The organism is Corallococcus sp. CA041A, assembly GCF_003612075.1.
Classification (GTDB): Bacteria; Myxococcota; Myxococcia; order Myxococcales; family Myxococcaceae; genus Corallococcus; species Corallococcus exiguus.
Genome location: NZ_RAWF01000065.1, coordinates 1 through 23474 on the forward strand (window position 1 = coordinate 1; position 23474 = coordinate 23474).

Consider the following 23474-nt stretch of genomic DNA (forward strand, 5'->3'; position numbering starts at 1 on the left):
ATCCCGTCCGGGTGGCGGGCATCACGGTGGCGGGGGATGTGGCCACGGGCCGCGAGGCGGGGTTGTCCCGGCTCATGAAGGGCGAGGCCTTCGCCGATGAGGACTGGCGAGCCTTCGCCGATGCCTCGCGCGCGGTGAACGAGGAGCTGCTGCGACTGTCGGCGCAGGAGGCCGTGAAGGGAGCGAAGCTCCTCCTCTGGTCCGAGGGCAACGCGGTGGTGCTGGCCTCGGAGCTGGAAGCGCTCATCGCACGGGGGAGCGCGCTGGCTCGCGAGCGGGGCGTGTGGCTCGGCATGTCGGTGGCGAGCATGACGCCCGAGGCGGAGCGGATGCTGCGCAACGAGCTCATCCTGGTGGGACCGGATGGCGCGGTGGCATGGCGCTACGTGAAGTCCCGGCCGGTGCCGGGATGGGAGGCGGAACACTCCATCCCGGGCAGCGCGGAGCCGGCGGTGAGCCAGGCTCCCGGCGTGGGAGTCCTGGGAGGCGCCATCTGCTTCGACGGAGACTTCCCGGCGGTGTTCGCCAGCGCCTCGGAGCGGGGGCTCGAACTGCTCCTGCTGCCGTCGAGCGACTGGAAGGGCATCAGCCCACTGCACACGCGGCAGGCGGTGTTCCGCGCGGTGGAGCAGGGCTTCAGCATGGTTCGGCAGGTGAATCAGGGACTGTCTGTGGCGGTGGACGGCTACGGGCGCGTGTATGGCGAACTGGACCACTTCACGGCGGAGGAGCGCGTGCTTCGCGCGGAACTGCCGGTGGGCCGGGTGCCCACGCTCTACGCGCGAATCGGAGACTCGGTGGGACTGCTCTCCGGACTGGCCGCGCTGGGCTGGGTGCTCCAGGCCACCGTCCACGGGCTCATCGCGCGGCGGCGAAGCGCGAACAACGCCGCCGGCATGGGTGACAAGGGTCAGGCTCTGGGCCCATGAGGACGCTTGGGGGCCGCCTCCTCCGTCTTCGGGGGGAGGACGTCCTCCCGCGGAGGCTCGGTCACCTTGCCGCTTCCGCGCTGGCGCTCCTCGACGAGTGCCATCTGCATCTGCTGAAGCGCCGTGAGCCGTGGCTTCGCGGTGCTTCGGGGCTCTTCCTTGAGGGCCCGCTCCAACTCGACGACCGTGCCGAGCTGGTCATAGACATCTGTCTGTCCGTGAAGGAAGGAGTCCGCCCCGAATACGCCCTTGAAGCAGGGGATGACATGTCCCTGTCTTCCGAGCGCAGCCGTCACCTCGCCCATCAGCAGGCGCGCCGCTTCCTCCGTCCGCACGAGGGACTCGGCCTCCACCTCGGAGCCCTGTTCGGCCAGGGCAGTCCCCAGGCGGCTCTTCGTCACGATGCTCTCCACGTCGCGCAGTGTCTTGGAGAGATCCTCCGCCCCCTTGCTGCTCTCCACGAGCAGGAGGTTCAGGTAGAGCGCGCCAATCACAGGCGCTCCCTTCCATACCTGGAGGCCGCCATCCCCGAAGCGGATCTCCCTGCCGGCTCCGTCCTGACGGAAGACGCCCTTCGTCGGCTCCGCGGCCGAGGCAAGGAGCGATGGAGTCCGGCCCGAGAGGTCCCAGGCGAGCCCGACAAGGTAGAGGTCGTCGGACGCCTGTCTCAGCAACGTGAAGTCGAAGGACGGGGTGATGCTCACTCGGCGCAGCCGCACCGAGACCTCCTCGCGAGTCGAACGAAGCCCCATCCGCAATGCGTCATGCGCCGCCTCCACGCCCGATGACGTGATGCGCAGGGGGACCTCGGTGAATGGATCATTCCCGCGGACCACCTGGATGAGCGGCGGCGTCCGCTCCGCACGGCTCGGACGCGCCCTTCGCTTGCCCGGCTTCTCCTCCTCGAAGTCCTCCCGGGTCGCTTCCTCCGGAGGAATGAGGGCGGCATCCAGCAGGGCCCAGCAGTCCGTCGCCAGGGGGCGCTCCCGGTCGAAGAAGGTCCACGGAAGGAAGCCGTAGCCGTCCAGTCCCCATTTGGGGCTCCAGCTGTTCTTGAAGAGCACGTGGGAGTCGCTGTAGCCCACCGCGAGGACGGCGTGACCTCCCTCCACGGCCTCCTGCGGTGCTGGGTACGGGATGATCCCGCTCGTCTTCACCTCCGGAGAGAACATCGAGCTGAAGCAGGTGAAGCCGAAGGCGAACGGCAACCCCGCGTTCAGCGCGCTCTTCAAATGCCCGATCTTCTCTTCCAGGCGGAAGTACTGGATGGCCCGGAAGTTCTGCGCGAAGGCATACTGGAAGGCCTGCGGCTCGCGGTCGAAGTCGCTCTCCTTGTAGGGCCAGTATTCCTCTGGCGGCACGCCGAAGAGGCGCAGCGCGCGAATCGTGCTGCGGATGAAGGCCCCCGTGTCGCCCCGGCCGTCCCACCCCAGAAGCCGCCGGGTCGCCCGGTAGAGGAAGAAGCGCGAGGCCTCCACGTTCTCGCCTGTCATCCGGCGCTGGAAGTACTCATACAGGCCCACCACCGCGTTCGCCGTGCAGGAGCCAATCTGTCCCTGGTCCTCGACCGCGGAGCACCACTTGCGCAGGTCCACCCGCAGCGGGCCCACCGACGTAGCGTCCGCCGCCGCCCCCACCGCACCCTTGGGTGACAGCCGGGGCATGACCGCGGACAGGGAGCGCTTCACCTCTGGCGCCCGCACCGTCAGGTCGCGGGGATCGAGCGGATCCGGCAACCAGCCCAGTCTTGGAATCTTGTAGCTCATGGGGTCCCTCCAATGGTCCAAGCTCAAACCTGGAGCGCCCGCGTTCCGAGGCAAGGCCCCCATCGTCGATCTCGAAATCCACTCAGGCCTTGCCGACCCTCTCTTCCCGACGTCGGGGTGGGACACGCTCGGTGTGCATCGTCGTGATCGGTCCGTCCCGTCCCGCCGCCGAATACACGGCGACCACGTCAAGTTCGGTGCCCTCGGTTTCAATCACAACAAACCCCTTGAGGAAGCGGGCATCGACCCCGGAGATTTTGAAGATGTCCGAGCAGTCGATCTCCAGCGCTTCATCCGGGCCGAGGCCGGCACTGACGAACTCGGAGACAGGACCGGGTTTCAAGCCAGGCATCCCAATGGCAACCTTCACGCGAAAGCCAATCTCCTTCAGCGCCGCAGTGTCCCCGCCCTTGAAGCCACTCAACCCAAGGGTGATTCCACCGGCGGAGTATTCTCCATGGTTGCCGTGCCCCGAGGCATCGACTGCCGTCATCGCTCCAGGTGCCTCTCCCAGGCGCCAGTAGCCAATCGGTCCATCCGCCAGGACCGCGGCGGCGTAGCGTTCAAGTGCCATGTCCTCTACACGTGGTCATCAACGGCCAGCGCGCTCCTGGGTCAAAACTAAGAAGCCCGTTTCGCGTCGCCAGCCCCATGAGTTGGGCACTCCTGCTGGCGCACCCAGGCAGAGGCACGGTCAACCCGCTGCTGTCCGCCGTGGGGGGAATGGCGAGCAAGCTTTGGGAGTCCTGCCTGCCCAAGAGCCCGCACCGGACCGCGAGCGCACGCTGCGCACCGGCGTCACCGTGTTGACCACCGCCGCGTTGGCGCTGCTGACGTGCTAGCGCGGACCGTAGACGGGCAGGTCCGCTCCCGCCTCGAAGGCGCCCAGGTCCGGCGCCGGGCCGGTGAAACCCTCGTTGATGTTCGGCAGGGCCTGGCCCGCGTTCGCCGCGGCCGAATCCGCCCGGATGCGCAGGTCCGGCTTCGCGTAGAGCGTCAGCGGGGCGGCGGGATACGCCACGGAGGTCGCGAACGCCGTGAGGTCCACCTGCACGGCATGCTGTTCGCTCGTTCCGGTCCGCAGGGTCTGGAGGCTGGTGAACGAACTGGCGCCCAGGCGGCCCGTGACGGTGTCCGTGGTGGAACCCACACCGTCGTAGTCGAGGCTCGAACTGGCGACCTCCAGGTCGGGGACGTGCAGCACCCGGCCGGTGCCACTGCTGTAGCCATTGAACGTGCCGCCGGTCCCTCCCAGGAAGAGGTTGTTGCGCGCGTAGAGGTGCGCCACCGGGCGGCCCGCGTAGATGCCGAACGCATCTCCGTGCTTGACCACCGTGTTGTGCAGGAGCACGTCACCGGTGCTGCCCCGGTAGAGTTTGAAGGCCACGTGCACCGCGTTGTAGATGGCATTGCGGACGAAGTACGTGGGCCCGCCCAACCCCGGCTGCGACGACACCGCGATGAAGTTGTTCGTCAGCCGGTTGCGGACGATGCGGCAGTTGTGGACGCAGAAGTCCGCCTCGATGCCGTCATCCGCGTTGCCGGTCAGGTCGTTGTTCAGGATGTCGATGCTGAACTGATCCACGGCCTCTTCGTCCTCCATGAGGGAGATGCCGTCCCGGAACCCCGTCACGCGGTTGTGCAGGATGGCGTGCCCCGGGCCGTTGACGGCGATGCCTTCACCCAGGTTGTCTCCACTGGCGCCGAGCGACGCCTCCGCCCACTGCGTCAGGCCCGTCACCACGTTGTCCGCGATGTATGCGTTCTCCGCGCGGGTGAAGGTCACGATGCCGTCGCCTCCATGGGCGCTGCTGGCGTTGATGGCGCAACGCTGGATGACGATGTGCTTCGAGCCGTTGAAGCGGATGCGGCCGTTGACGGTGAGTCCTTCCAGGTGGACGTGGGACTGGGCGAAGAGGTTGATGGCGCCGTTGATCACCACCCCGGCCGTCCCCCGGAGCACGATGGGCTTTCCTTCCGTTCCGCTCCGGGACCAATCAAAGCCAGCGTAGGTTCCCGCGCCCAACTGGAGGACGTCCCCCGGCTGCGCGCTCGCGGCGACGCTGGCGAACGTGCCGGGTGTCACTGCCTTGACGGGGGCGCCTGCCATGGGGACCGGCACCGGGCGGGTGGTGGCGGTCGTGGTGCGCATGGTCGACCCGCCATCGGGGTCCGTGAGGGTGAGCTCCACCTCGTAGGTCGTCCCCGGCTGGAGGTCGAACACGCTGCCAGAATGGCGGCCCGTCCAGCTGAAGCCCTCGTTGCTGCCCGCGGCCACGCGGCGCAGCGGCAGCGCTTCGCGCCAGGCGCTGGTGCCCGAGGCCCGGTAGCGGACCGTCACGACGCCATTGGCATTGGCATCTCCGTTGAACGCCCACTCCACGGTCAGGTGGTGCAGCGTCGGAAAGGGCAGACTTGTAGCGCCGGCCACCGTGGCGTTATCCCCGAGGCTGCCCGCATCACCGCTGCTGCCCCCATCCCCATGGCTTCCCGCATCACCGCTGCCGCCGTCGGAAACGAGTCCCCCATCCACGGGGTCGCCTCCATCCGGTGTCCCATCGGAACAGGCGACCACCGTCAGCAATCCAAGAACACAGGCCCAGCGCCAGGATGAAGGGGTCATGGGCTTCCTTTATCCAACCTTGGTCTGACGCGGTCCCTGAGGGCAATGAACCTTTGCACCGCGAAACAGCGGGGTAGAGGATTGCCCGAAGGCCCATGACGCCGGGAAACCATGGCGAGCGAGCACGAACGGGGGCGAACGTGGCGAAAGTGAAGGTCCTGAGGCTCGCGGTCCTGCTGGGATTGGCCGCGTGCGATGAGCAGGCCGTGCCCCCACCGCCTGGGCCCACCGCGGTGGCGGTAGCTGCGCCGCCGCAAGCCGAGGAGGCCGAGGACTCCGAGCCGCCGGTCGCGGTCCTCCCTCCCGCTGCCTTCCAAGCGCATCCCGCGCAGGTCTACACCGGGCCGCTCGCGAAGCCCGACCTGGCCGGAGGCAACGCGGAGTTGAAGATGTACCGCACCCGCCTCCGTCAGGCGGCCGCCAACGGGGTGAAATTTGGCGGCCGGTACGCGGTGATGATCAGCGGCCGCGGCACCGAGTGCATCTTCGGTTTCGTCATCGACGCGAAGACCGGTCACGTCCTGCCCCTGCCGGCCAGTGGCGAGGACTACCGGCAGATCCAACTGGCATTCCGCCCGGACAGCCAATGGATGCGAGCCATCTGGATGGGCGGCTCCGAAAGCGGGACAGAGACCTGCGTCCTGCGGGACTTCGTCCTCGACAAGGGCACATTCCGTCCCGTCAAGGGTGAGGTCCTTCCCGGGGCCTGCCCGGAGCTGGGCGCCGGGACGGGCGAAACCATGGGCCCGCGCTGAACACGTCCAAGGCCTCACCGAAGATGCGGTTGCGAGAAAAGCACGACCGTTCTATGAAGAGGTCATGCGCAAGGGCGAGCTCACCCATCAGACCATCCTGGAGACGGCCGTCCGGCTGGCGAGCCGGGTGGGGCTGCAGGGGCTGAGCATCGGGGGGCTGGCGGAGGAGCTGGGCCTCTCCAAGAGTGGCCTGTTCGCGCACTTCAAGTCCAAGACGGAGCTGCAGGTCCAGGTCCTGGAGGCCGCCACCGTCGTCTTCACCGAGCGCGTCATCCGCCCGGCGTTGGGCAGGGCCCGCGGTGAGCCCCGGGTGCGGGCGCTCTTCGACGGCTGGCTCACGTGGGACCGGGACAAGGTGCTCGAGGGCGGCTGCATCTTCGTGGCGGCGGCGGCGGAGCTGGACGACGCGCCCGGGCCCGCGCGGGACACGCTGGTGCAGGGGCAGCGGGACTGGCTGGACTGCCTGGCCCAGGCCGCGCGCATCGCCGTGGCGGAAGGGCACTTCCACAAGGCGCTGGACGTGGAGCAGTTCGCCCATGATCAGTACGCGGCGATGCTGGGCTTCCACCACGCGCAGCGCTTGATGCGGGACCCCCAGGCCGAGGCGCGAGCCCGCCGGGCCTTCGAAGCGCTCGTCACCGCCGCGCGCACCCCGACTTCCTGACCCTGTCGTCGCAGTGTCCTTCGAGGAGGACCTCATCATGGCGGAAAATAGCACGAACGTTCGGACGAAAGTGGCGCTGTGGGGTGTGAGGGCGGCGGCGCGGAGTCTGGGGGCGGTGGCGCCCTGGGTGGCGGCGGCGTGGTCGGAGCGGCTGTTCCTGACGCCCCAGCGGCCGCGGCGCTCGCGCACTGCGGAGGCGGTGCTCGCGCGGGGTCAGCCCCGGGTGTTGAGGGTGGAGGGCGAGAAGGTGGCGGTGTGGAGCTGGGGCGAGGGTCCCCGGGTGCTGCTGGTGCACGGTTGGAGTGGCTACGGCGGGCAGCTCACGGCCTTCGTGCAGCCCCTGGTGGACGCGGGGTTCTCGGTGGTGACGTACGACGCGCCGGGGCACGGGGCGTCCTCCGGGCGCACCAGCTCGCTGCCGGAGCTGGCGGGAATGGTGGCGGCGGTGGGGCAGGCGACGGGCGGGCCCTACGCGGTGGTGGCGCACTCGTTCGGCGCGGCGGCCACGGCGGTGGCGCTGCGGGACGGGATGAAGGTGGAGCGCGCGGTCTTCATCTCGCCGCCGGCGGATCCGCTGGCGGGCATCCGGGCCTTCGCGGACACGGTGGGCCTGTCGGAGTCCATGTGGCGGCGGATGGCGGCGCGAATCGAGGAGCGTTTCGACATGCGGCTGGCGGACCTGGCGTTGCCAGCCTTCGCGCCAGGGTTGGACGTGCCGTTGCGCATCTTCCACGACGTGGGGGACCGCGAGGTGCCGCTGAAAGCAGGCGAAGCGGTGGCGCGCGCGTGGCCGGGCGCGAAGCTCACGCGCACGGAAGGCCTGGGGCACTTCCGCATCCTCTATGCGCCGGAGGTGCTGTCGCCCGCGGTGGACTTCCTGGTGGAAGGACGGCCGAGCAACGCCTGGCCCGGGCCGGAGTTGCTGGCGTCAGTGGCGTCCTCGCGAGGGACGACAGCGCGCGGGGTGCACGGGGGCTGAGCCGTCGGAGAACGTCCGCGTGTCACCAGGGACCGCTCCCCGCGGCAGCGGTCCCTTCCGCCTGCACCTTCACGCTGGCGGGGGTCTTGAGCGAGCGCAGTTGCTGCCTGCCCACGTCCGCCAGCGCCCCCACGGGGTCCTGGACGAGATCTTCCTTGATGACCAGGGAGAGCTTGCGGTTGGCATCGAACTCGATGCGCGCCGAGACCTGAGCAGGGGGACGCGGACGGCCGCTGACAGGGGTCGTCCGCGTTGGCGCGTCACAGCGCGCTGCAGGCCCAGACGCCCAGGGGCGTACAGAAGCAATTGGGATTGGGGTGGCCCGGCAGGCAGCAACTCCGCGACCCGCCAACAGGCGAACACGGGGTCCCCGCGAGCTTGCTGCAGCGATTGTTCAGCCCACAGATGGGAGTGGAAGGGATGCAGATGTTGTAGAAGCCATCGCACTCGACGGAGTCCGCCTGCACCGAACAGGTGTTCCCCTCACAGGACACCGTCGATCCATTCGGACAGATTTGTGAGCACGTGACGAGGGCGCTCGACTGCTGCTCCAGCTCCGGCGCCTCGACAGGTTCCCATCCACCACAGGCCGCCAGCACCGGGACGACAAGCACCGTCAGCACACCCAGGAAGCTCTTCATGGCGTGTCTCTCCTTGAGGGATTGAGCGGCATCGAACCACAACACGCCCTCCCGCACCCCTGTCTTCCATTCTCGAAGTTCCAGGTGTTCAGCGCCAACGGTGTCGTGACAGGCTTCGAGATGTTCGACGACGAGCTACCGCCAGCGCGGCACCATCGGGCCAGGCCCCGAGGCAAGGGAGCTCAGGACCAGGTCAAGAAGTCGGATACGTTCAGCGTGATGCTGGCGACTCCGGCGGGGCTCGACACGCTGGAGCCCAAGGACGGCATCCTCCTGCGAAGGGGCCACCTGGGAGGAGTGTGTCGACAAACTTCGAGTTCACTTCCATTGGGAGTTCGAGGGCATGAAGCGACCCGCGCCTACTCCCCGCCGTTCTGGACGGTGGGGGCCCGCAGGGGTTCGATGAAGCCCGAGTAGGCCATCCGGTTCGGTGAGCAGCGCCCGGGGTTGGTCACCTTGTCCGGCGTGGCGTTGCCCGTCATGGCGGTGCTGACCTCCTGCGGCGCGGAGCCGGGATGGGCCTCCAGGAAGAGCGCGACGATGCCGGTGACATGCGGGGTGGCCATGGACGTGCCGCTCAGCGTTCGGGTCGCCGTGTCATCGCTGGTCCAGGCCGAAAGGATGCCCTCGCCGGGCGCGAAGACGTCCACGCAGTCGCCATGGTTGGAGAAGGACGCCCGCCGGTCCACGCTGTTGGTGGCCCCCACGGTGATGGCCTCGGCGGTGCGCGCGGGAGAGCGCTTGCACGCGTCCTGGTTCTCGTTGCCCGCCGCCAGCACATACGTCACGCCCAACGCGATGGAGCGTCGCACGGCATCGTCGAGCACCGCGTCCTCCCCGCCGCCCAGGCTCATGTTGGCCACCGCCGGGGACTGGTGGTGTTCGGTCACCCAGTCCACGCCCGCCACCACGCCCGCTGTCGTCCCGGAGCCCTCGCAGTCCAGCACGCGCACGGCGTGCAGCGACGCGCTCTTGGCAATGCCATACACATTTCCGCCCACCGTGGCGGACACGTGGGTGCCATGGCCGTTGCAGTCCACGCCGTCGCGACCGTCGCCGACGGCATCGAAGGCGATGTCCGCCCGCCCGGCGAACTCCTGGTGCGTGGGGCGCAGGCCCGTGTCGAGGACGTACACGTGCACGCCCCGGCCCTGCGTCTGGTACAGGTAGACCTGATTGAGCGGAAGGTCGCGCTGGTCGATGCGGTCAATCCCCCACGTCGCGCCGGACTGGCTCTCATCCAGCGTCACCACGGCATTCTGCTGCACGTACTCCACCTCGGGCGCGGCGGACATGGCACGGGCCTGCTTCTCGTTCATGCGCGCGGCGAAGCCCCGCAGCGCGTGCGCGTACACGTGGAAGGCCTTGCCGCCGAAGCGCTCGGTAAGGCTCCCCGCGACCACCACCGGCGCGGGCGCGGCGTCCCCTTCCCGGGGCTCCTTGAGCACGACGACGTACTCACCGGGGACCGGCTTCGCGACCCGGAGGAACTTCTCGCGCACGGGTGCCTGCACGGACGCGGTGCCACGGCACGGTGTGTCACCGGGCGGCGGTATGGGATTGCCCGTGCTCTGGCACGCCGACAGCAGGAACAGCACGCAGGCGGACGCGACCGTCCGCGACAGGAGCTTCAGCGACATGGGTCCCCCCCGGGGGTGGCACTTCCAGCTAGTGAAGTAACGCCTTCTGACCCGAAAAAGTGGTTCCTGCCCTCCGGGGCCGCGAAACGTCCGTCACGGGAACTTCAGGTTGGCGCCACCTACAAGCAGGTTGTGGTGCGTCATGCTCTGCCCGCTGCGGCACATCGCGCTCTTTGAGTTCAATGTTTTTCCTTGATTAACGGGTGAGCTGGTTTGGAGCATGGAGCTCACCATGATGACCGCGCATCGACTTCGGGGTCTCACGACCCTTGGACTCCTGGTTGGCCTTTCGGCCTGCCAGGGAACGGAAGAACACGAGAAGCGCACCGGCGCCGAGCCGGACGCATCCCTGGGCGTCACCATTTCCGAGCTCCAGGTGGTGGGCGCTGACGAGGGCCATGTGCCCACGTTCGCGAATGGGAACTTCGGCCAGCTCCGGCTCGGCGGGAAGGAGCGGACCGAGGAGGCAGAAGTCAGTGCGCTGCGCCCTTCCCTCCTGGCGGTGAGCAAGGTGTTCCACGCGGACCCCACGGAGCTCGCCTTCCAGCGAGTCGTCACGGATGGCATGGGCGAACGGCACTTCGTCTATGCGCAGCGCAAGCATGGCCGCGAGGTCCTGGGCGCCGCGCTCGTCCTCCACACGAGGAATGACGCCGTCTACGCGGTCCACGGCAACGCTCGCGCGGATCTCGATGCGCCGCGAGACGCGCGGCTCAGCCCCGAGGACGCCATCGCGGTGGCCAGGCAGGACTCCGCGCGGCTCGACCGGGTCGAGGTCGAGGCGAATCCCCGGATGGCCTACTGGCCGGCGGGTGAAAAGCTGGACCTCGTGTACCGCGTGAACGTGATGGGGCGGAGCCAGGACGGAATGGCGGTGGATGATGACGTCATCATCAACGCCGTGAGCGGGTCGGTCGTGCAGCGGCTGCCGAACATCTACACGCTCAAGAACCGGGCGGTGTACGACGTCAACCACGGCGGCTCCGCGAACCTCCCGGGAACCCTCGTCCGGGCGGAGGGCGGCGCGGCGGTCTCGGACCCCACGGTCAACACCAACTACGACCTGCTCGGGACGACCTACGACTGTTACAAGAATCTCTTCAACCGCGACTCCTACGACGGCGCGGGGTCCAGGCTCGTCAGCTCGGTCCACTACGGCTACAGCTACGCCAACGCGGCGTGGAGCGGCTCGAAGAATCAGATGCTGTACGGGGACGGCGACGGCGTGACGTTCGGCAGCATGGTCAACGCGCTGGACGTGACGGCGCATGAGGTGACCCATGGGCTCACGATCTCTACCTCCAACCTGTTGTACTTCGCCGAGCCCGGTGCCCTGAACGAGTCGATGTCCGACATCATGGGCAGTGTCTGCGAGTGGTACCGGAACGGTCAGGTGGTGAATGCCAACACCTGGAAGTGCGCGGAGGAAATCTATACCCCCTCCACGTCTGGCGATGCCCTCCGCTACATGAACGACCCGCGGCTGGATGGGCAGTCGTTGGACTACTTCGACCAGACCTTCAGCCCGTTCACCGACGTCCACTACAGCTCGGGCATCCCCAACCTGGCGTTCTACCTGCTGTCCCAAGGCGGCCAGCACCCACGGGGCCGCTCCTCCATCGCCGTGCGCGGAATCGGCATCGCCAAGGCGGCCCAGGTCTTCCACCGGGCCAACACGGTGCTGCTGCTTGGCAAGACGATGGCCACGTTCGCCGACGCGAAGCTGGCCACGGAGCAGGCCGCCGCGCAGCTCGGGTACAGCGCGGCCGACATCGCCTCCGTGACCGCCGCCTGGCAGGCCGTGGGCGTGGGGACGCACATCCTCGTCGCTGGCCAGAGCCTCTCGTTGGGACAGTCGATGTCGTCGAACGACCGGCGGTTCTCGCTCGTCCTGCAGAGCGACGGGAACCTGGTCCTCTGGTTCGGGACGAGCGCCCTGTGGACGGCGAACACCGGAGGCCAGGGCGCGCTGTCAGCCCACATGCAGGACGATGGCAACTTCGTGGTCTACCGCACGAGCACCCCGACAGTCGGCCAGTCTGTCTGGTCCAGCGTGAGCTGGGGACATCCGGGCGCCTATCTGATCCTCCAGAACGACGGCAACCTCGTCATCTATGACAAGGACGGCGTCACCCCGCGCTGGAACTCAGAGACCTGGGGGCACTGAAGCAAGGGCCCGGCGGCGCACCCAACCCTCGCGCGCCGCTGGCCTGCCGTCTTGAATTCGGACACGGTGGCCGTGGCAACCCCAGGCGCTCTTCGGCTAGGGTGCTCCCCGTCCCGGGAGCCCAAGAGATGTCTTTGAAACCACGTTCGCTGTCTGCCTTTTTCGTTTCTTGGTGTCTGCTCATGGGCTCGGGGTGCGAGTCCACTCCGGATGAGCAGCCTCCCCTGTCGGACGCGGGCCCGAGCGTGGATGCGGGAGGCGACGCGGGTCTGGATGCCGGTGTGGACGCGGGGTCGGGTGCGGACGCGGGCCTGGATGCCGGTGTGGACGCGGGGGCCGATGCGGGCCCGGACGACGGGCCCGAGGAGCCCCCGCCGCCGGGCGTTCCGGAGGGCCACACGTTCCTGCGCCCGTCCGCGACGCGCGTTCGCACCGTGGCGTGGACGGACCCCCAGGTCACTCTCCGCTTCGCCTTCCTGGGACAGGTCGGGCGCCACTACGACTTCCTCATCGAGGAGTACCAGCGGTGGATCATCATGACGTTGAAGGACCCGTCCGGAGCCGTCCTCGAACGCCGGGAAGGCTTCTCCGGGGCTCTCCCCGTGACCACGCACTGGTCGGGGTTCACCCAGGAGGGCTTCTACACGCTGGAGGTCTCGACGGAGCCGTTCGAGTTCCCCCGGAACCTTGTCTTCCGCTTCGTGGATCAGGGGCCGGACGCTCACGGTGACCTGCTCACCACGGCATACCCCTGGCTCCCCTCGGAGCAGCCCCTGATGGGGCAGGGGGAGCACCCGGGGGAGCGCGACGTGTTCTCGTTCTCCACCGTGGCGGGCCACGTCTATTCGATGGACTGCGACTTCGCGCACCAGGGCTGGTGGCTGTCCTTCTTTGATCCGGTCCTGAGCTACGCCGTCAGCGAGGTGAGCGGCGCGAACTTCACGGAGCTGCAGGCCTCCACGGCCTTCAAGGCCCCAGCGGAGCGGTTCCTCGCCATGGTCCGGGCCAACAACTCCCTGGTGGCCCCGTCCCCTTCCGCCTACCAGTGCCGGCTGAAGGACGAAGGAGCGGAGGACCACGGTGAGCGCATGGAGACCGCGACCGCGCTCGCCGAGGGGACGACCTCCGTCGCGGGGCGGCTCGACTTCCGTACGGACTTCGACGTCTTCGCCCTGAGCGTCCAGCCCGGACACCACTACCGCGCGACCTGCGAACCCAGCGCCACGCCGCCCGACTGTCGGGTCCTCGCGGCGGCGCCGGGCGAGGATTTCGACGGGTTCGACGACATCGTCCTGGCCTTCAAGCCGGCCGGGACCTCCCACTACGTGGGCGTGCAGGGGGACCGGGTCCTGCGGGCGCGGTGGACGTCCGCCCCCTACACGCTCCGGTTCGAGGACCTGGGCCTGGACGACCACGGCGACACGCGGCAGACCGCGACGCCGCTGACCGGACCGTCGCAGACCGTCACCGTGCACATCTCTGATTTCATCGACGCGGACTACCTCTCCTTCCAGGCCGTCGCCAACGGGCGCTATCGCCTCAGCGGCGACTGGAGGGACACGTCGACCGGGGAGCAGCTGTTCTCAACGCTCTACGATGCGCAGGGGCGCTCCATCCGGGCACCCGGGCAGCACGTCGGCTCGCGCTGGGTGAAGGAGTTCACCCTGCCCACGGCGGGGACCTACTACTTCGCGATGACCGCCTATCTGCGAGAGAACCTCGTCGACCACACGGTCCTCTTCGAGGTCCTGGACCCCTGACATGCCCATTCCAGGAGCCCCTGTCATGAACGTGAAGCAGCGGTGGCGGTCCATCTTCCTCCTGTCCGGCGGGCTCATCCTCGGTGCGGGATGCAATTCCACGCCGGAGCCTCCGCCGCTCGTGCTCGACGCCGGCACGGACGCGGGGGCGGATGCGGGCGTGGACGCCGGTCCGGACGCGGGGAGTGAGCCGGAGCCGGACGCGGGGAACGTCGCCTGCGCGGACGACGGGCCGGTCGGGGACCCGGGGGACGCGGGCGTGCCGGATGGCGCCACGCTGCTGACGCCCTCGGACGAAGTGCACACCATCACCTGGCCGCCCGGAGGGGGCGTGCCGGTGCACTTCGCCTTCGTCGCCCGGGGATGTCGGCACTACGACCTCACGGTGGAGCCGGGGAGCCTGGGCTACTCGGTGGTCCTGCGGGATGCCGCGGGCACGCGGCTCGACTCCGCCGACCAGTACAGCGACAGCACCAGCTATCCCCCCAGCCCGCGGCATTGGTCCGGGCTGGAGCGCGGCGCCATGCACACGTTCTATCTGCTCCCGCTCAACAGCCACCCCCGCGTGCCGTTCCAGTTCCGCCTGGTGGACCGCGGGGCGGACGACCACGGGGACCTGCTCCTCCGGGCGACGCCTTGGACGCCGTCGGAGAAGCCCTTCACGGGCTACGGCGAGCACTGGCGCGAGAGGGATCTGCTGTCGTTCGAGACCACCGTGGACCACGTCTACGCGCTCGGCTGCGCCTTCCCGAACACCTCCTGGGAGCTGCGGTTCCTCAACGGCCAGGAGAAGTCCCAAGGCGTCGCGTATGACGTCAACGACCGGGAGACCGAAGGCGAAGCCCGCATCAAATCCCTGGGGGGCACCTACTATGCCTCCATCCAGGCCAACTCCGTCTTCGAGCCGTCCCGCTCCTACACCTGCGTGCTGAACGACCTGGGACGGGAGGACCACGGGGACACTCCGGAAGCGGCCACCCCGGTCCCGGCGGGCACCGCGTCCGTGCAGGGGAAGATCGAGGTGCTCGGAGACCGGGACGTCTTCGCCCTCTCCGTCCAGCCCGGGCACCACTACCGGGTGTCCTCCGCCCTCAGGGGACAGAGCCAGGGCAGGATCCAGGACGCGGCGCCGGGGGGCCCTTTCGGCACCCATCCCGCTTCCGCGGGCATCCCCGCCTCGACGTCCTTCAAGGCGTCCCAGGAGATGCACTACGTGGAGATGACGGGCACGCCCGCGCTTGAAGCGAAGTACGTGACGGGGAACTACACGCTCCAAGTGGAAGACCAGGGCCTGGACGACCACGGGGATACCCTGGACACGGCGACGCCCATCCCGGACGGTCCCCAGACGCTGTCCTTCCGGATCGCCAACGTCATCGACCACGACGTCTACACGTTCCAAGCCATCGCCGGACGTCGCTACCAGCTCGACTGCCCGTGGAAGGTGTCGGGCGCGAAGCACCGGCCGGCTGTGGGCTTCCGCGACGCGAAGGGGGCGGTCCAGGCGTTCACCCTGGAGGATCGGGAGGACGTGCGCTGGCGGGCTGTCTTCACCGCGCCCCAAAGCGCCACCTACGCGCTCGAGTTCTGGTCGGACTTCATCGCGTCGCCGGGGACGGTGCTGGGCGACATGGACTGTCGCTTCGAGGCCCTGGCCCCCTGATGCGCCTACCAGGTGACGGGCAGCTCGTGCACGCCGAGCAGGTTCTCATCCTTCTTGAAGCGGATCTCCTCCTGCGGCACGGCCAGCCGCAGCGTGGGGATGCGATGGAAGAGCGTCTTGAAGACCACCTCGAACTCGATGAGCGACAGCGCCCGCCCCGTGCACAGGTGGATGCCATGGCCGAAGGCGAAGTGACGGTGCACCTCGCGTTGGAGGTCCAGCCGGTCCGGATCCTCGAAGACCGTCTCGTCGCGGTTGGCTGAATCCGGCTGGGCGAGGATGCCTTCACCGGCGCGGATGAGCTGGCCTCCAATGGTGACGTCCACCGTGGCCACGCGTTGCCGGCCCAGGTGCGAGACGTTGACGAAGCGCAGGAGCTCCTGGACGGCCGCGGTGATGGCCGCCGGGTCATCCATCGCGCGGAACCTGGCCAGCTGCTCCGGGTCGAGCAGCAGCGCCAGCGTGCCCAGGCCGAACATGTACGCGGGCGGCCCGTGGCCCGCGTAGAACAGCGCATGGAACATGGCGGCGGCATCCGGGGCGCTCAGCTTGCCCGTCGCCACCTGCTCGGACACGACGCGACCGATGAGCGTGTCCGTGGGCTCACGCAGGTTCGCCTCCACCAGCGCCAGGAAGACCTCATCCAGTCCGGCCAGCGCCGCCGTCGCCTCCTCGCGTGACGAGGCCCGGGAGCCGATGGTCCGACTGAGGACGTGCAGGCGCTCCGCGCCGTCATGGGGCACCCCGAGCAGGTCGCAGATGACGCGGATGGCGACGGGCAGCGCGAACGCGGCCATCAGGTCCACCGGATGCGGGCCCGCCAGCATCGCGTCGAGCGCCTCATCCACGGTGCGCTGGATTCGCGGCCGCAGGGCCTCCATCCGCCGGGGCAGGAACTCCTGCACGAGCATGGCCCGCTGCACGCGGTACTCCGCGTCCGGGCGAAAGAAGAAAGGCAGGGTCCGCTCCTGCCGGGCCGCCGAGGAGGCGGAGATGTGCGGGAACCCTGGCAGCGAGGAGTCCAGGACCATCCGGGTATCGCTCAGGACCGCGAGCACGTCCTGATAGCGACTGACCAACCATGCCGTGTTGCCGTTGAACAGCCGGACCGGACACACCGGGGCCTCCTGCCTCAACCGCTTGTAGTCGGCGGGAGGCTCCAGCGGATGCTGCCAGTCCTTGGGAAACGGATAGGAATTGCTCATCGGGAAGCTCCTGTTCGTGTCAGCAGGGCTGCGGCGCCCGCCACGGTGGGATGCTGATACAGCTCACGCAATCCCAGGTCCCGGTCCAGCTCGGTCCGGACCCGGGCCGCGATTTCAATCAGCTGAAGGGAATGGCCGCCGAGCCGGAAGAAGTCGTCGTACACGTCGACCGAAGCGACCTTCAGCACGTCGGCGAAAATGCGGGCCAGGTGTGCCTCCGTCGCGCTCCGGGGCGGACGCAGGCTCGTCACGCGTGCGTCGGGGCTCAAGGTCCGCAGGACCTCTTCGTAGGCCTCCAGCAGACCTTCGATGAACGCGAGGTCGAAAAGACTCTCATCGAATTCGGCCCACACCGTGCACAGGCCATCGGAGCGCTCCTCGACCCGCAGGGTGAGCTCGAACTTCGCGGAGGGGAGGTCCAACAGCAGCTCCGTCACCTCGCAGCCGTGCAGGGCCAGCGCTCCCGCCGTGTGGGGCGGATGGTAGGCGAAGTTCACCTGGACCACCGGAGACCGCGTGGGGTCCCTGGGAGGCGACAGGTCCTCCACGAGCTGCTCGAAGGGCAGGTCCTTGTGGGCGTATGCGTCCGCGCTGGAAGCGGCCACCCTCGTGAGCAGTTGGCGGAAATCGGGGTCGCCGCGCAGGTCCACTTCCAGCACGACGGTGTTGACGAAGAACCCGAGCACGCGCTCGACCTCGGGCAGGTCCCGGTTGGCCACGGCCAGCCCCAGCAACACCCGCTCACGTCCCGCACGCTGACCGAGCACGAGGCCACACGCGGCGGCCAGCACCGTGAACACCGTCTGACGTTCAGCGCTCGCAAGGGCGTGCACGGACCGGGCAATGGCGGCGGGCAGCACGCGATGCGCACGGCGTCCCTGGCCCAGCGCGGGACGCGGGGCGACGAGGTCCAGGAAGAGGGGGACGCCGGACAGCCGCTCACGCCACCAGCGAGACAGGGACTCGCGCCGTGAAGCGGTGAGCTGCTCGCGCTGCCACGCGGACCAGTCCACGTACTGCACGGGCAGCTCGGACAGGCCCGTGGGTTCGCCCAGGACCGCCGCGCGGTAGGCGAGGGCCAGTTCCTCGGAGAAGACCTGAAGCGACCCGCCGTCCGCCACGAGCAGGTGCAGCGCGAAGACCAGGAAGTGCGTCCGAGGCTCCAGCCGGAGCACGGTGAGCCGCAGCAGCGGTCCGTGCTCCACGTCGAACGGACGGGCCGCCTCTGCTTGCGCGTGGCTCAGGGCCTCGGCTTCGGTCGCCACGTCCACGACGTGGAGAGGTGCCTGCCCAGCCGGAGAGAGGTGCTGCCGCGTTCCCAGGGGGAAGACGGTCCGCAGTGGTTCGTGCCGGGCCACCAGCACGTCCAGGGCCTCCCGCAGGGCTCGCAGGTCCAGCGGCCCCACCACATGATGGCAGCGGACCGTGGCGTGGGCCGCGCCGGTGGGATCCATCCGGTGCAGGAAGCACAACCGCTGCTGGGCGAAGGACATCGGGAACGCGGTCGTCATGCGCGCGGCAATCGCTTGATGGTGGTGGAGGCGACCGGCGCCACGGTGAGTGCGTCGGCCAGTTGCGCGACGGTGGGTCCCATGAGGATGGTCGCGAGCCCGACCTCGCGCCCCATCATCCGACTCAACCGCGAGGCCAGCCGCATCGCCTGCAAGGAATGCATGCCCAACGCGAGCAGGCTCTCGTGGACATCCACCCGGATCACACCCAGCAACTCCGCGACCACCGCCGCGATGCGGACCTCGGTTTCGGTCCTGGGCGCCGTGAAGGGCGCTTCAAAATTCCGTGGGGTCGAGGTGGGCAGCCGGGAGCGGTCCACCTTTCCGTGCGGGGTCAACGGCCACGCCTCCAGGACCACGACCTCCGAGGGCACGAGGTGTCCCGGCAGCCTGCGCGCCAGGTCCTCGCGCACGGCCTGCGCGGCCACCGCGACTCCCGGCTCGGCCACCACGTAGCCCACGAGGCGGGGCTCCTCCGCGCGCGAGCCGATGACCGCGAGGGTGTCCGCCACGCCGGGATGTTCGGCCAGGGCGGCGCGCACCTCCGCCAGCTCCACCCGGAAGCCCCGGACCTTCACCTGCTCATCGCGGCGGCCCAGGAACTCGATGATGCCTCCCGGAAGCCACCGGCCCAGGTCTCCGCTGCGGTAGAGCCGCCCGCCAGGATGCGTCGCGAGCGGATCCGGCACGAACCGCTCCGCGGTGAGCTCCGGCCTGCCCCGGTACCCCCGCGCGAGACCATCCCCTCCGATGCAGATCTCCCCCACTGCGCCCGGCGGCGCCACCTGCCCGGCCGCATCGAGCACGACGACGTGGGCATTGAACAGCGCCCGGCCGATGGGCACGTTCGTGGCCTCCGGATCATGCCCTTCGTCGAGCTTGTAGGCGCTGGCCATGACGGTGGCCTCCGTGGGGCCATAGGCGTTCGTCAGCTTCGTGAAGCCCGCTCGCTGAAGCGTGCGGAACGCCTCCGGGGGAAAGGCCTCCCCGCCCACCATCACCCGATCCAGCGCGGCGAAGGACTCCGGGGACTCCGCCGCCAACCGGGGCAACACCACGGGGGGAATCACCGCATGCGTGATGCGCTCCTCGATGAGGCACCGGGCCAGCGTGGGCACGTCCCAGACCGGCGGCAGGAAGTGGACCGCGGCGCCGTTCAACAGCGCCCCCCAGACCTCCAGCACCGAGACATCGAAGGAGACCGACGCCATCGCCAGCATCGTCTTGCCCGGTCCCAGGTCCTCGGCCAGGGCCGTCCGGTGCAGGAGCGACACGACCGAGCGGTGTTCGATTTGAACGCCCTTGGGCTTGCCCGTCGAACCGGAGGTGTAGAGGACGTAGGCCAGGTCCGACGGACTTCCAGAGGGCAACGGCGGACCGGACTTCGAGGGAAGGTCGTCCAGCACGATGGTGGGGAGGCAGGTGAGCCGGTCCGACAGCGCCGCCGTGGTGACCAGGGCGTGGGCCCCGGCATCCTGGACGAGCGACTCCAGGTAGGCCGGTGGCGCCTTCGGATCCAACGAGAGGAAGGCCGCCCCCGCCATGAGGCTTCCCAGCTGGGCCACGACCAGCTCCGCCGAGCGGTGGATGCACACCGCCACCAGCGACCCTTGGCGGACGCCCTGGCCTCGCAGGTGGTGCGCCAGGGTTTCCGCCCGGCGCGTCAGGGCTTCGTACGTCAGCACGGAAGCACCCGCCTTCACCGCCGGAGCGTCGGGCGAGAGCCGGGTCCAGTGCGCCAGCAGCTCATGCACCCGATACGAGGGAGCCTCCGTCCTGGCGCCCACGCTGACGAGCGCGCGCTGTTGCGCTTCGTTCATCAAGGCCAGCCGGGACACGCGGGTGTCCGGCGCGGCGGTGATGGAGCGCAGCAGCTGCTGGTACGCGGACAGCATCCCGGTGATGAAGAAGTCCTCGAAGAGGTCGGAGTCGAACTCCCACGAGAGCAGGATGCCGCTCAGGGAGGACCGGGGACTGGAGCGCACGGTGCTGTCGGAGCGGGGAATGGTTACCAGGTCCCCGGCGAACCGGCTGATGTGTCCCGGTTCGGCGTAGAGGGGCACCGCGACGACGGACAGCTCGAACTTGGCGGAACCATTGCTCAGTCCCTCGACGATGGTGACGTCGAGCGGGGACGCTTCGAGCGAGCCCACTGACGAGTCATGGAAGTTGAACATCGTCTGGATCAACGGATTGAGCCCGCCCTGAAGCCGCGCGGGTGACTCCGCGAAGATGTGCTCGTACGGCAGCTCCTGGTGGTCGAAGACCTCCAGCGCGTTGCGCCGCACCCGCGCCAGGAACTCCGTGAAGGAGGGGTCCTCGTGCAGCTGTCCGCGCAGCACCACCGTGTTGACGAGCATGCCCAGCAGGCTCTCCGTGTCCTGCCAGCGCCGGTTCGCGACCGCGGTTCCGACGAGGAGGTCCCGCGAACCGGTGTAGCGGTGCAACAGGACGAAGAACGCCGCGAGGAGCGTGGTGAAGAGGGACGTGTGGTTGCGGTCCGCCAGGTCCTGCAGCCGGCGCGCGAGCTCCGCGTCCAGCTCCATCCGAGGCGCCACCCCACGGAAGCGCCGGGTCCCGGACAACGCGCGGCGCGGGAGCTGGAGCTGCGTCTGCGCGCCCTCCAGGGACTTGCGCCAGAAGCGGCGCTGCACATTCGCGGCCTCCGTGCCCACCCACTCCCGCTGCCAGCGAGCGTAGTCGTAGTACTGCACGGACAGCGGAGGGCGGCGCACCTGTCCGTGGCGCACGTGGTCGGCGTAGCCGTTGAGCAGCTCGCGGACGAAGACGTTGAACGACCAGCCGTCATGCACGACGTGGTGCTCGACGTGCACGAAGAGGTGCTCCTCTTCGCCCACCTTCAGGAGCCGCCAGCGGAACGGCCGGCCCTCCGCCAACACGAAGTGCGTCTGGACCGCCTCGCGAACCGCCTCGCCCACCCGCGCTTCCAGCACGTCCTCGCCCACGCCACTGAAGTCCTGGAGGGGCACCTCCACCGCCCAGGGCGGCTCCAGTTCGCAGCGCAGCTCCCCATCCACCTCCGGGAAGCGGGTGCGCATCACGTCGTGGCGGCGGACGATGTCCGTGAGGCTCGCGTGCAGCGCGGCGATGTCCAGGGCCCCCGCCAGCCGGAAGACGGCTTGCGTGTGGTAGGCCCGCGCGTCCGGGTTGAGCTTGTGCATCAACCACACGCGCTCCTGGCCAAACGACGGAGCGATGGCGGCCCCCGCCTCGCCTCCGCGAGGGCCCAGGTCCACCCCACCCTGCCCCTGCTTCAAGCCGGTCGCGAGCTGGGCGACCGTGGGCGACTGGAGCACCGCGCTCAACTCCAGCTGCGCGCCCAGGACGCGGCGCACCCGGGCGACGAGCTGGGTCGCGAACAGCGAGTGCCCGCCCAGTTCGAACAGGTCGTCATGCCGCCCCACCCGCTCCATCCCGAGCAGCGCCGCCGCGATGGCCGCCAGGGCCTCTTCGGCGGGGGATTCCGGCGGCTGGTAGCCGGTCCGCTCCATCCGCTGGGGACGGGGCAGCCGGGCCCGGTCCACCTTGCCGCTCGTGTTCAGCGGCCACGCGTCCACCACCACCATCACGTCCGGCACCAGATAGCCGGGCAGCCGGCGGCGCAGCTCCGCGCGCACCGCGTCGCCCGACAGCACCGCACCGGCGACCGGCATCACGTAGCCCAGCAGCCGCTCCCCCGTGCCATCGACGAGCGCCACCGCGTCCCGCACGTCCGGCAGCGCGGCCAGGGCTGCCTCCACCTGACCCAGTTCGATTCGCGCGCCGCGGATCTTCACCTGGTCATCGCGGCGGCCCAGGAACTCCAGCGTGCCGTCCGGCAGCCACCGGCCCAGGTCGCCACTGCGGTACAGCCGTCCTCCCGGCAGCGGGCCGAACGCATCCGGAATGAACCGCTCGGCGGTGAGGCCCGGCAGGCCCAGGTAACCGCGTCCGACCCCGTCGCCTCCGAAGCACAGCTCACCCGGGACTCCGTCCGGGACGGGGTGCAGGTGCTCATCGAGCAGGACCACGTGGTAGTTCGAGATGGGACGGCCAATGGGCACGCGCTCGCCGTCCACGGAGCGCACGGCCTGGAGCGTGCTGGCCACCGTCACCTCCGTGGGGCCATAGCCGTTGATGAAGCGGTGCTGCGAGCCCCACTGCCGGACGGTCTCCGGCAAGCACACGTCACCCACGCTCATCAGCATCTGGAGGTCGGGGAAGCCCCCCGGTCGCAGCGTGCGCAGGACCGTCGCGGGCAGCACCGCGTGGGTGATGCGCCGGCGCACCAGCACCTGGGCCAGCGGCTCGCCGGAGAGCTGTGCCGCATCCAGGGTCTCCAGCCGCCCGCCGTTGGGCAGCGCCAGGAGGACGTCGAACAGGGACGCGTCGAACGACGGGTGGAAGTACTGGAGCGCGCGCGTGTCCGGCCCCAACGCGCCCAGGAAGTCCCGCTGGGCGTGCAGGAGGTTGGCGACCCCGCGATGCTCGCTCATCACCAGCTTGGGCTCACCCGTCGAACCGGACGTGCAGATGATGTACGCGAGGTCCTCCGGAACGAGCACCGCGTCGTCCTCCCGCGACGCGATGGAGCCCGCTTCGGCCCCTGCATCCAGGAAGGCGACCCCTGGCACCGCGCTGTCCGGCGAGAAGCCCACCACGAGCGCCGCACCGACCCTGCGAACGATGTCCTCCCGCCAGGCCCGCGGATGCGATGGCGACAGCGGAAGGTAGGCCGCGCCCACCCTCCAGACCGCGAGCGCGAGTTCAACGAAGGCGGGGCCCCGATCCAGCACGAGCGTGACCACATCACCCCGTCCGATACCGCGGGCTCGCAGGTGCGAGGCCAGGGCGCGGGTGCGCGCGTCCAGCCGCGCATAGGTTGTTTCAGTGGTCCCGTCCGAGAGCGCCACGCGGTCCGCGTGCAGCCGGCATTGCTCCGCGATGACGTCCACCACCGAGCGCCATGGACCGTGGTCGACCCGGGAGTCCGGCACGCGCGCGGCCACGTCCCCACCCTCCCGCGCCACCGCAGTGTTCCGGCCTTCCAGCGCCCAGGGGCTCTTGCGCCGCAGGCTGGCCAGCAGGCGTTCGTATTCGGTTCCGGTGACCCGGGAGGAAGGGGGCGTGGAGGTCAAGCGAGGGCTCCTGATGCAATGACTTGCACCTGG

At 69.2% G+C, this 23474-nt stretch carries 15 protein-coding genes; 7 read left to right on the forward strand and 8 right to left on the reverse strand.

Annotated elements, in window-relative coordinates:
• A partial coding sequence (locus D7V77_RS14035; protein WP_304485869.1) for a nitrilase-related carbon-nitrogen hydrolase occupies positions 1–929 on the forward strand: 929 nt, incomplete at its 5' end.
• Here D7V77_RS14035 and D7V77_RS14040 read toward each other — a convergent pair.
• The 3 genes from D7V77_RS14040 to D7V77_RS14050 all read right to left on the reverse strand — a co-directional run bounded on the left by D7V77_RS14040 (position 911) and on the right by D7V77_RS14050 (position 5318).
• Positions 911–2695 carry a C1 family peptidase gene (locus tag D7V77_RS14040; protein WP_120576788.1) on the reverse strand — a complete coding sequence of 595 codons (1785 nt, stop codon included), beginning with the start codon at positions 2693–2695 and terminating at the stop codon, positions 911–913. The genes D7V77_RS14035 and D7V77_RS14040 overlap by 19 nt on opposite strands.
• A gap of 82 nt (positions 2696–2777) precedes the next feature.
• Entirely contained in the window at positions 2778–3269 is a 492-nt protein-coding gene (locus tag D7V77_RS14045) for a hypothetical protein (protein ID WP_126936136.1), read from the reverse strand.
• Between the two features lie 264 nt (positions 3270–3533).
• The gene (locus D7V77_RS14050) at positions 3534–5318 is read right to left on the reverse strand and encodes a right-handed parallel beta-helix repeat-containing protein (protein ID WP_233596980.1); all 1785 of its coding nucleotides are present in this window, start codon (positions 5316–5318) and stop codon (positions 3534–3536) included.
• A 140-nt stretch (positions 5319–5458) separates the two neighbouring features.
• Between D7V77_RS14050 and D7V77_RS14055 the strand changes: the two genes are divergently transcribed.
• The 3 genes from D7V77_RS14055 (at position 5459) to D7V77_RS14065 (ending at position 7716) form a co-directional block, all read left to right on the forward strand.
• Complete coding sequence (locus D7V77_RS14055; protein ID WP_120576791.1) at positions 5459–6073, forward strand: hypothetical protein; 615 nt, start codon at positions 5459–5461, stop codon at positions 6071–6073.
• A gap of 64 nt (positions 6074–6137) precedes the next feature.
• Positions 6138–6737, forward strand: coding sequence for a TetR/AcrR family transcriptional regulator (locus D7V77_RS14060; RefSeq protein ID WP_120576792.1), 600 nt, complete (start codon positions 6138–6140; stop codon positions 6735–6737).
• Positions 6738–6774: 37 nt separating this feature from the next.
• Positions 6775–7716, forward strand: coding sequence for an alpha/beta hydrolase (locus D7V77_RS14065; RefSeq protein ID WP_120576809.1), 942 nt, complete (start codon positions 6775–6777; stop codon positions 7714–7716).
• 260 nt (positions 7717–7976) lie between these two features.
• Here D7V77_RS14065 and D7V77_RS14070 read toward each other — a convergent pair whose 3' ends face one another.
• Positions 7977–8357, reverse strand: coding sequence for a hypothetical protein (locus D7V77_RS14070; protein ID WP_120576810.1), 381 nt, complete (start codon positions 8355–8357; stop codon positions 7977–7979).
• Positions 8358–8716: 359 nt separating this feature from the next.
• Entirely contained in the window at positions 8717–9997 is a 1281-nt protein-coding gene (locus D7V77_RS14075) for a S8 family peptidase (protein ID WP_120576793.1), read from the reverse strand.
• Positions 9998–10229: 232 nt separating this feature from the next.
• Between D7V77_RS14075 and D7V77_RS14080 the strand changes: the two genes are divergently transcribed.
• The 3 genes from D7V77_RS14080 to D7V77_RS14095 all read left to right on the forward strand — a co-directional run bounded on the left by D7V77_RS14080 (position 10230) and on the right by D7V77_RS14095 (position 15587).
• Positions 10230–12164, forward strand: a complete 1935-nt coding sequence (locus D7V77_RS14080; RefSeq protein ID WP_158624401.1) for a M4 family metallopeptidase — start codon at positions 10230–10232, stop codon at positions 12162–12164.
• A gap of 182 nt (positions 12165–12346) precedes the next feature.
• The gene (locus tag D7V77_RS14090) at positions 12347–13924 is read left to right on the forward strand and encodes a hypothetical protein (RefSeq protein WP_158624402.1); all 1578 of its coding nucleotides are present in this window, start codon (positions 12347–12349) and stop codon (positions 13922–13924) included.
• Between the two features lie 25 nt (positions 13925–13949).
• Entirely contained in the window at positions 13950–15587 is a 1638-nt protein-coding gene (locus D7V77_RS14095; RefSeq protein ID WP_120576796.1) for a hypothetical protein, read from the forward strand.
• A gap of 5 nt (positions 15588–15592) precedes the next feature.
• Here D7V77_RS14095 and D7V77_RS14100 read toward each other — a convergent pair whose 3' ends face one another.
• Genes D7V77_RS14100 through D7V77_RS14110 form a run of 3 tightly spaced genes read right to left on the reverse strand, consistent with a single transcriptional unit; the run spans position 15593 to position 23441 of the window.
• Complete coding sequence (locus D7V77_RS14100; RefSeq protein ID WP_120576797.1) at positions 15593–16792, reverse strand: cytochrome P450; 1200 nt, start codon at positions 16790–16792, stop codon at positions 15593–15595.
• On the reverse strand, positions 16789–18303 hold the full coding sequence (locus D7V77_RS14105; RefSeq protein ID WP_120576798.1) for a condensation domain-containing protein: 1515 nt from the start codon (positions 18301–18303) through the stop codon (positions 16789–16791). The genes D7V77_RS14100 and D7V77_RS14105 overlap by 4 nt, the downstream gene beginning before the upstream one ends.
• Complete coding sequence (locus D7V77_RS14110) at positions 18300–23441, reverse strand: non-ribosomal peptide synthetase (protein WP_120576799.1); 5142 nt, start codon at positions 23439–23441, stop codon at positions 18300–18302. The genes D7V77_RS14105 and D7V77_RS14110 overlap by 4 nt, the downstream gene beginning before the upstream one ends.
• Between the last annotated feature and the right edge of the window lie 33 nt (positions 23442–23474).

Coding starts and splice junctions, on each gene's coding strand:
- D7V77_RS14040 (WP_120576788.1), bottom strand. CDS start 2,695: ATGAGCTACAAGATTCCAAGACTGGGCTGGTTGCCGGATCCGCTCGAT.
- D7V77_RS14045 (WP_126936136.1), bottom strand. CDS start 3,269: ATGGCACTTGAACGCTACGCCGCCGCGGTCCTGGCGGATGGACCGATT.
- D7V77_RS14050 (WP_233596980.1), bottom strand. CDS start 5,318: ATGACCCCTTCATCCTGGCGCTGGGCCTGTGTTCTTGGATTGCTGACG.
- D7V77_RS14060 (WP_120576792.1), top strand. CDS start 6,138: ATGCGCAAGGGCGAGCTCACCCATCAGACCATCCTGGAGACGGCCGTC.
- D7V77_RS14065 (WP_120576809.1), top strand. CDS start 6,775: ATGGCGGAAAATAGCACGAACGTTCGGACGAAAGTGGCGCTGTGGGGT.
- D7V77_RS14070 (WP_120576810.1), bottom strand. CDS start 8,357: ATGAAGAGCTTCCTGGGTGTGCTGACGGTGCTTGTCGTCCCGGTGCTG.
- D7V77_RS14075 (WP_120576793.1), bottom strand. CDS start 9,997: ATGTCGCTGAAGCTCCTGTCGCGGACGGTCGCGTCCGCCTGCGTGCTG.
- D7V77_RS14080 (WP_158624401.1), top strand. CDS start 10,230: ATGATGACCGCGCATCGACTTCGGGGTCTCACGACCCTTGGACTCCTG.
- D7V77_RS14090 (WP_158624402.1), top strand. CDS start 12,347: ATGGGCTCGGGGTGCGAGTCCACTCCGGATGAGCAGCCTCCCCTGTCG.
- D7V77_RS14095 (WP_120576796.1), top strand. CDS start 13,950: ATGAACGTGAAGCAGCGGTGGCGGTCCATCTTCCTCCTGTCCGGCGGG.
- D7V77_RS14100 (WP_120576797.1), bottom strand. CDS start 16,792: ATGAGCAATTCCTATCCGTTTCCCAAGGACTGGCAGCATCCGCTGGAG.
- D7V77_RS14105 (WP_120576798.1), bottom strand. CDS start 18,303: ATGACGACCGCGTTCCCGATGTCCTTCGCCCAGCAGCGGTTGTGCTTC.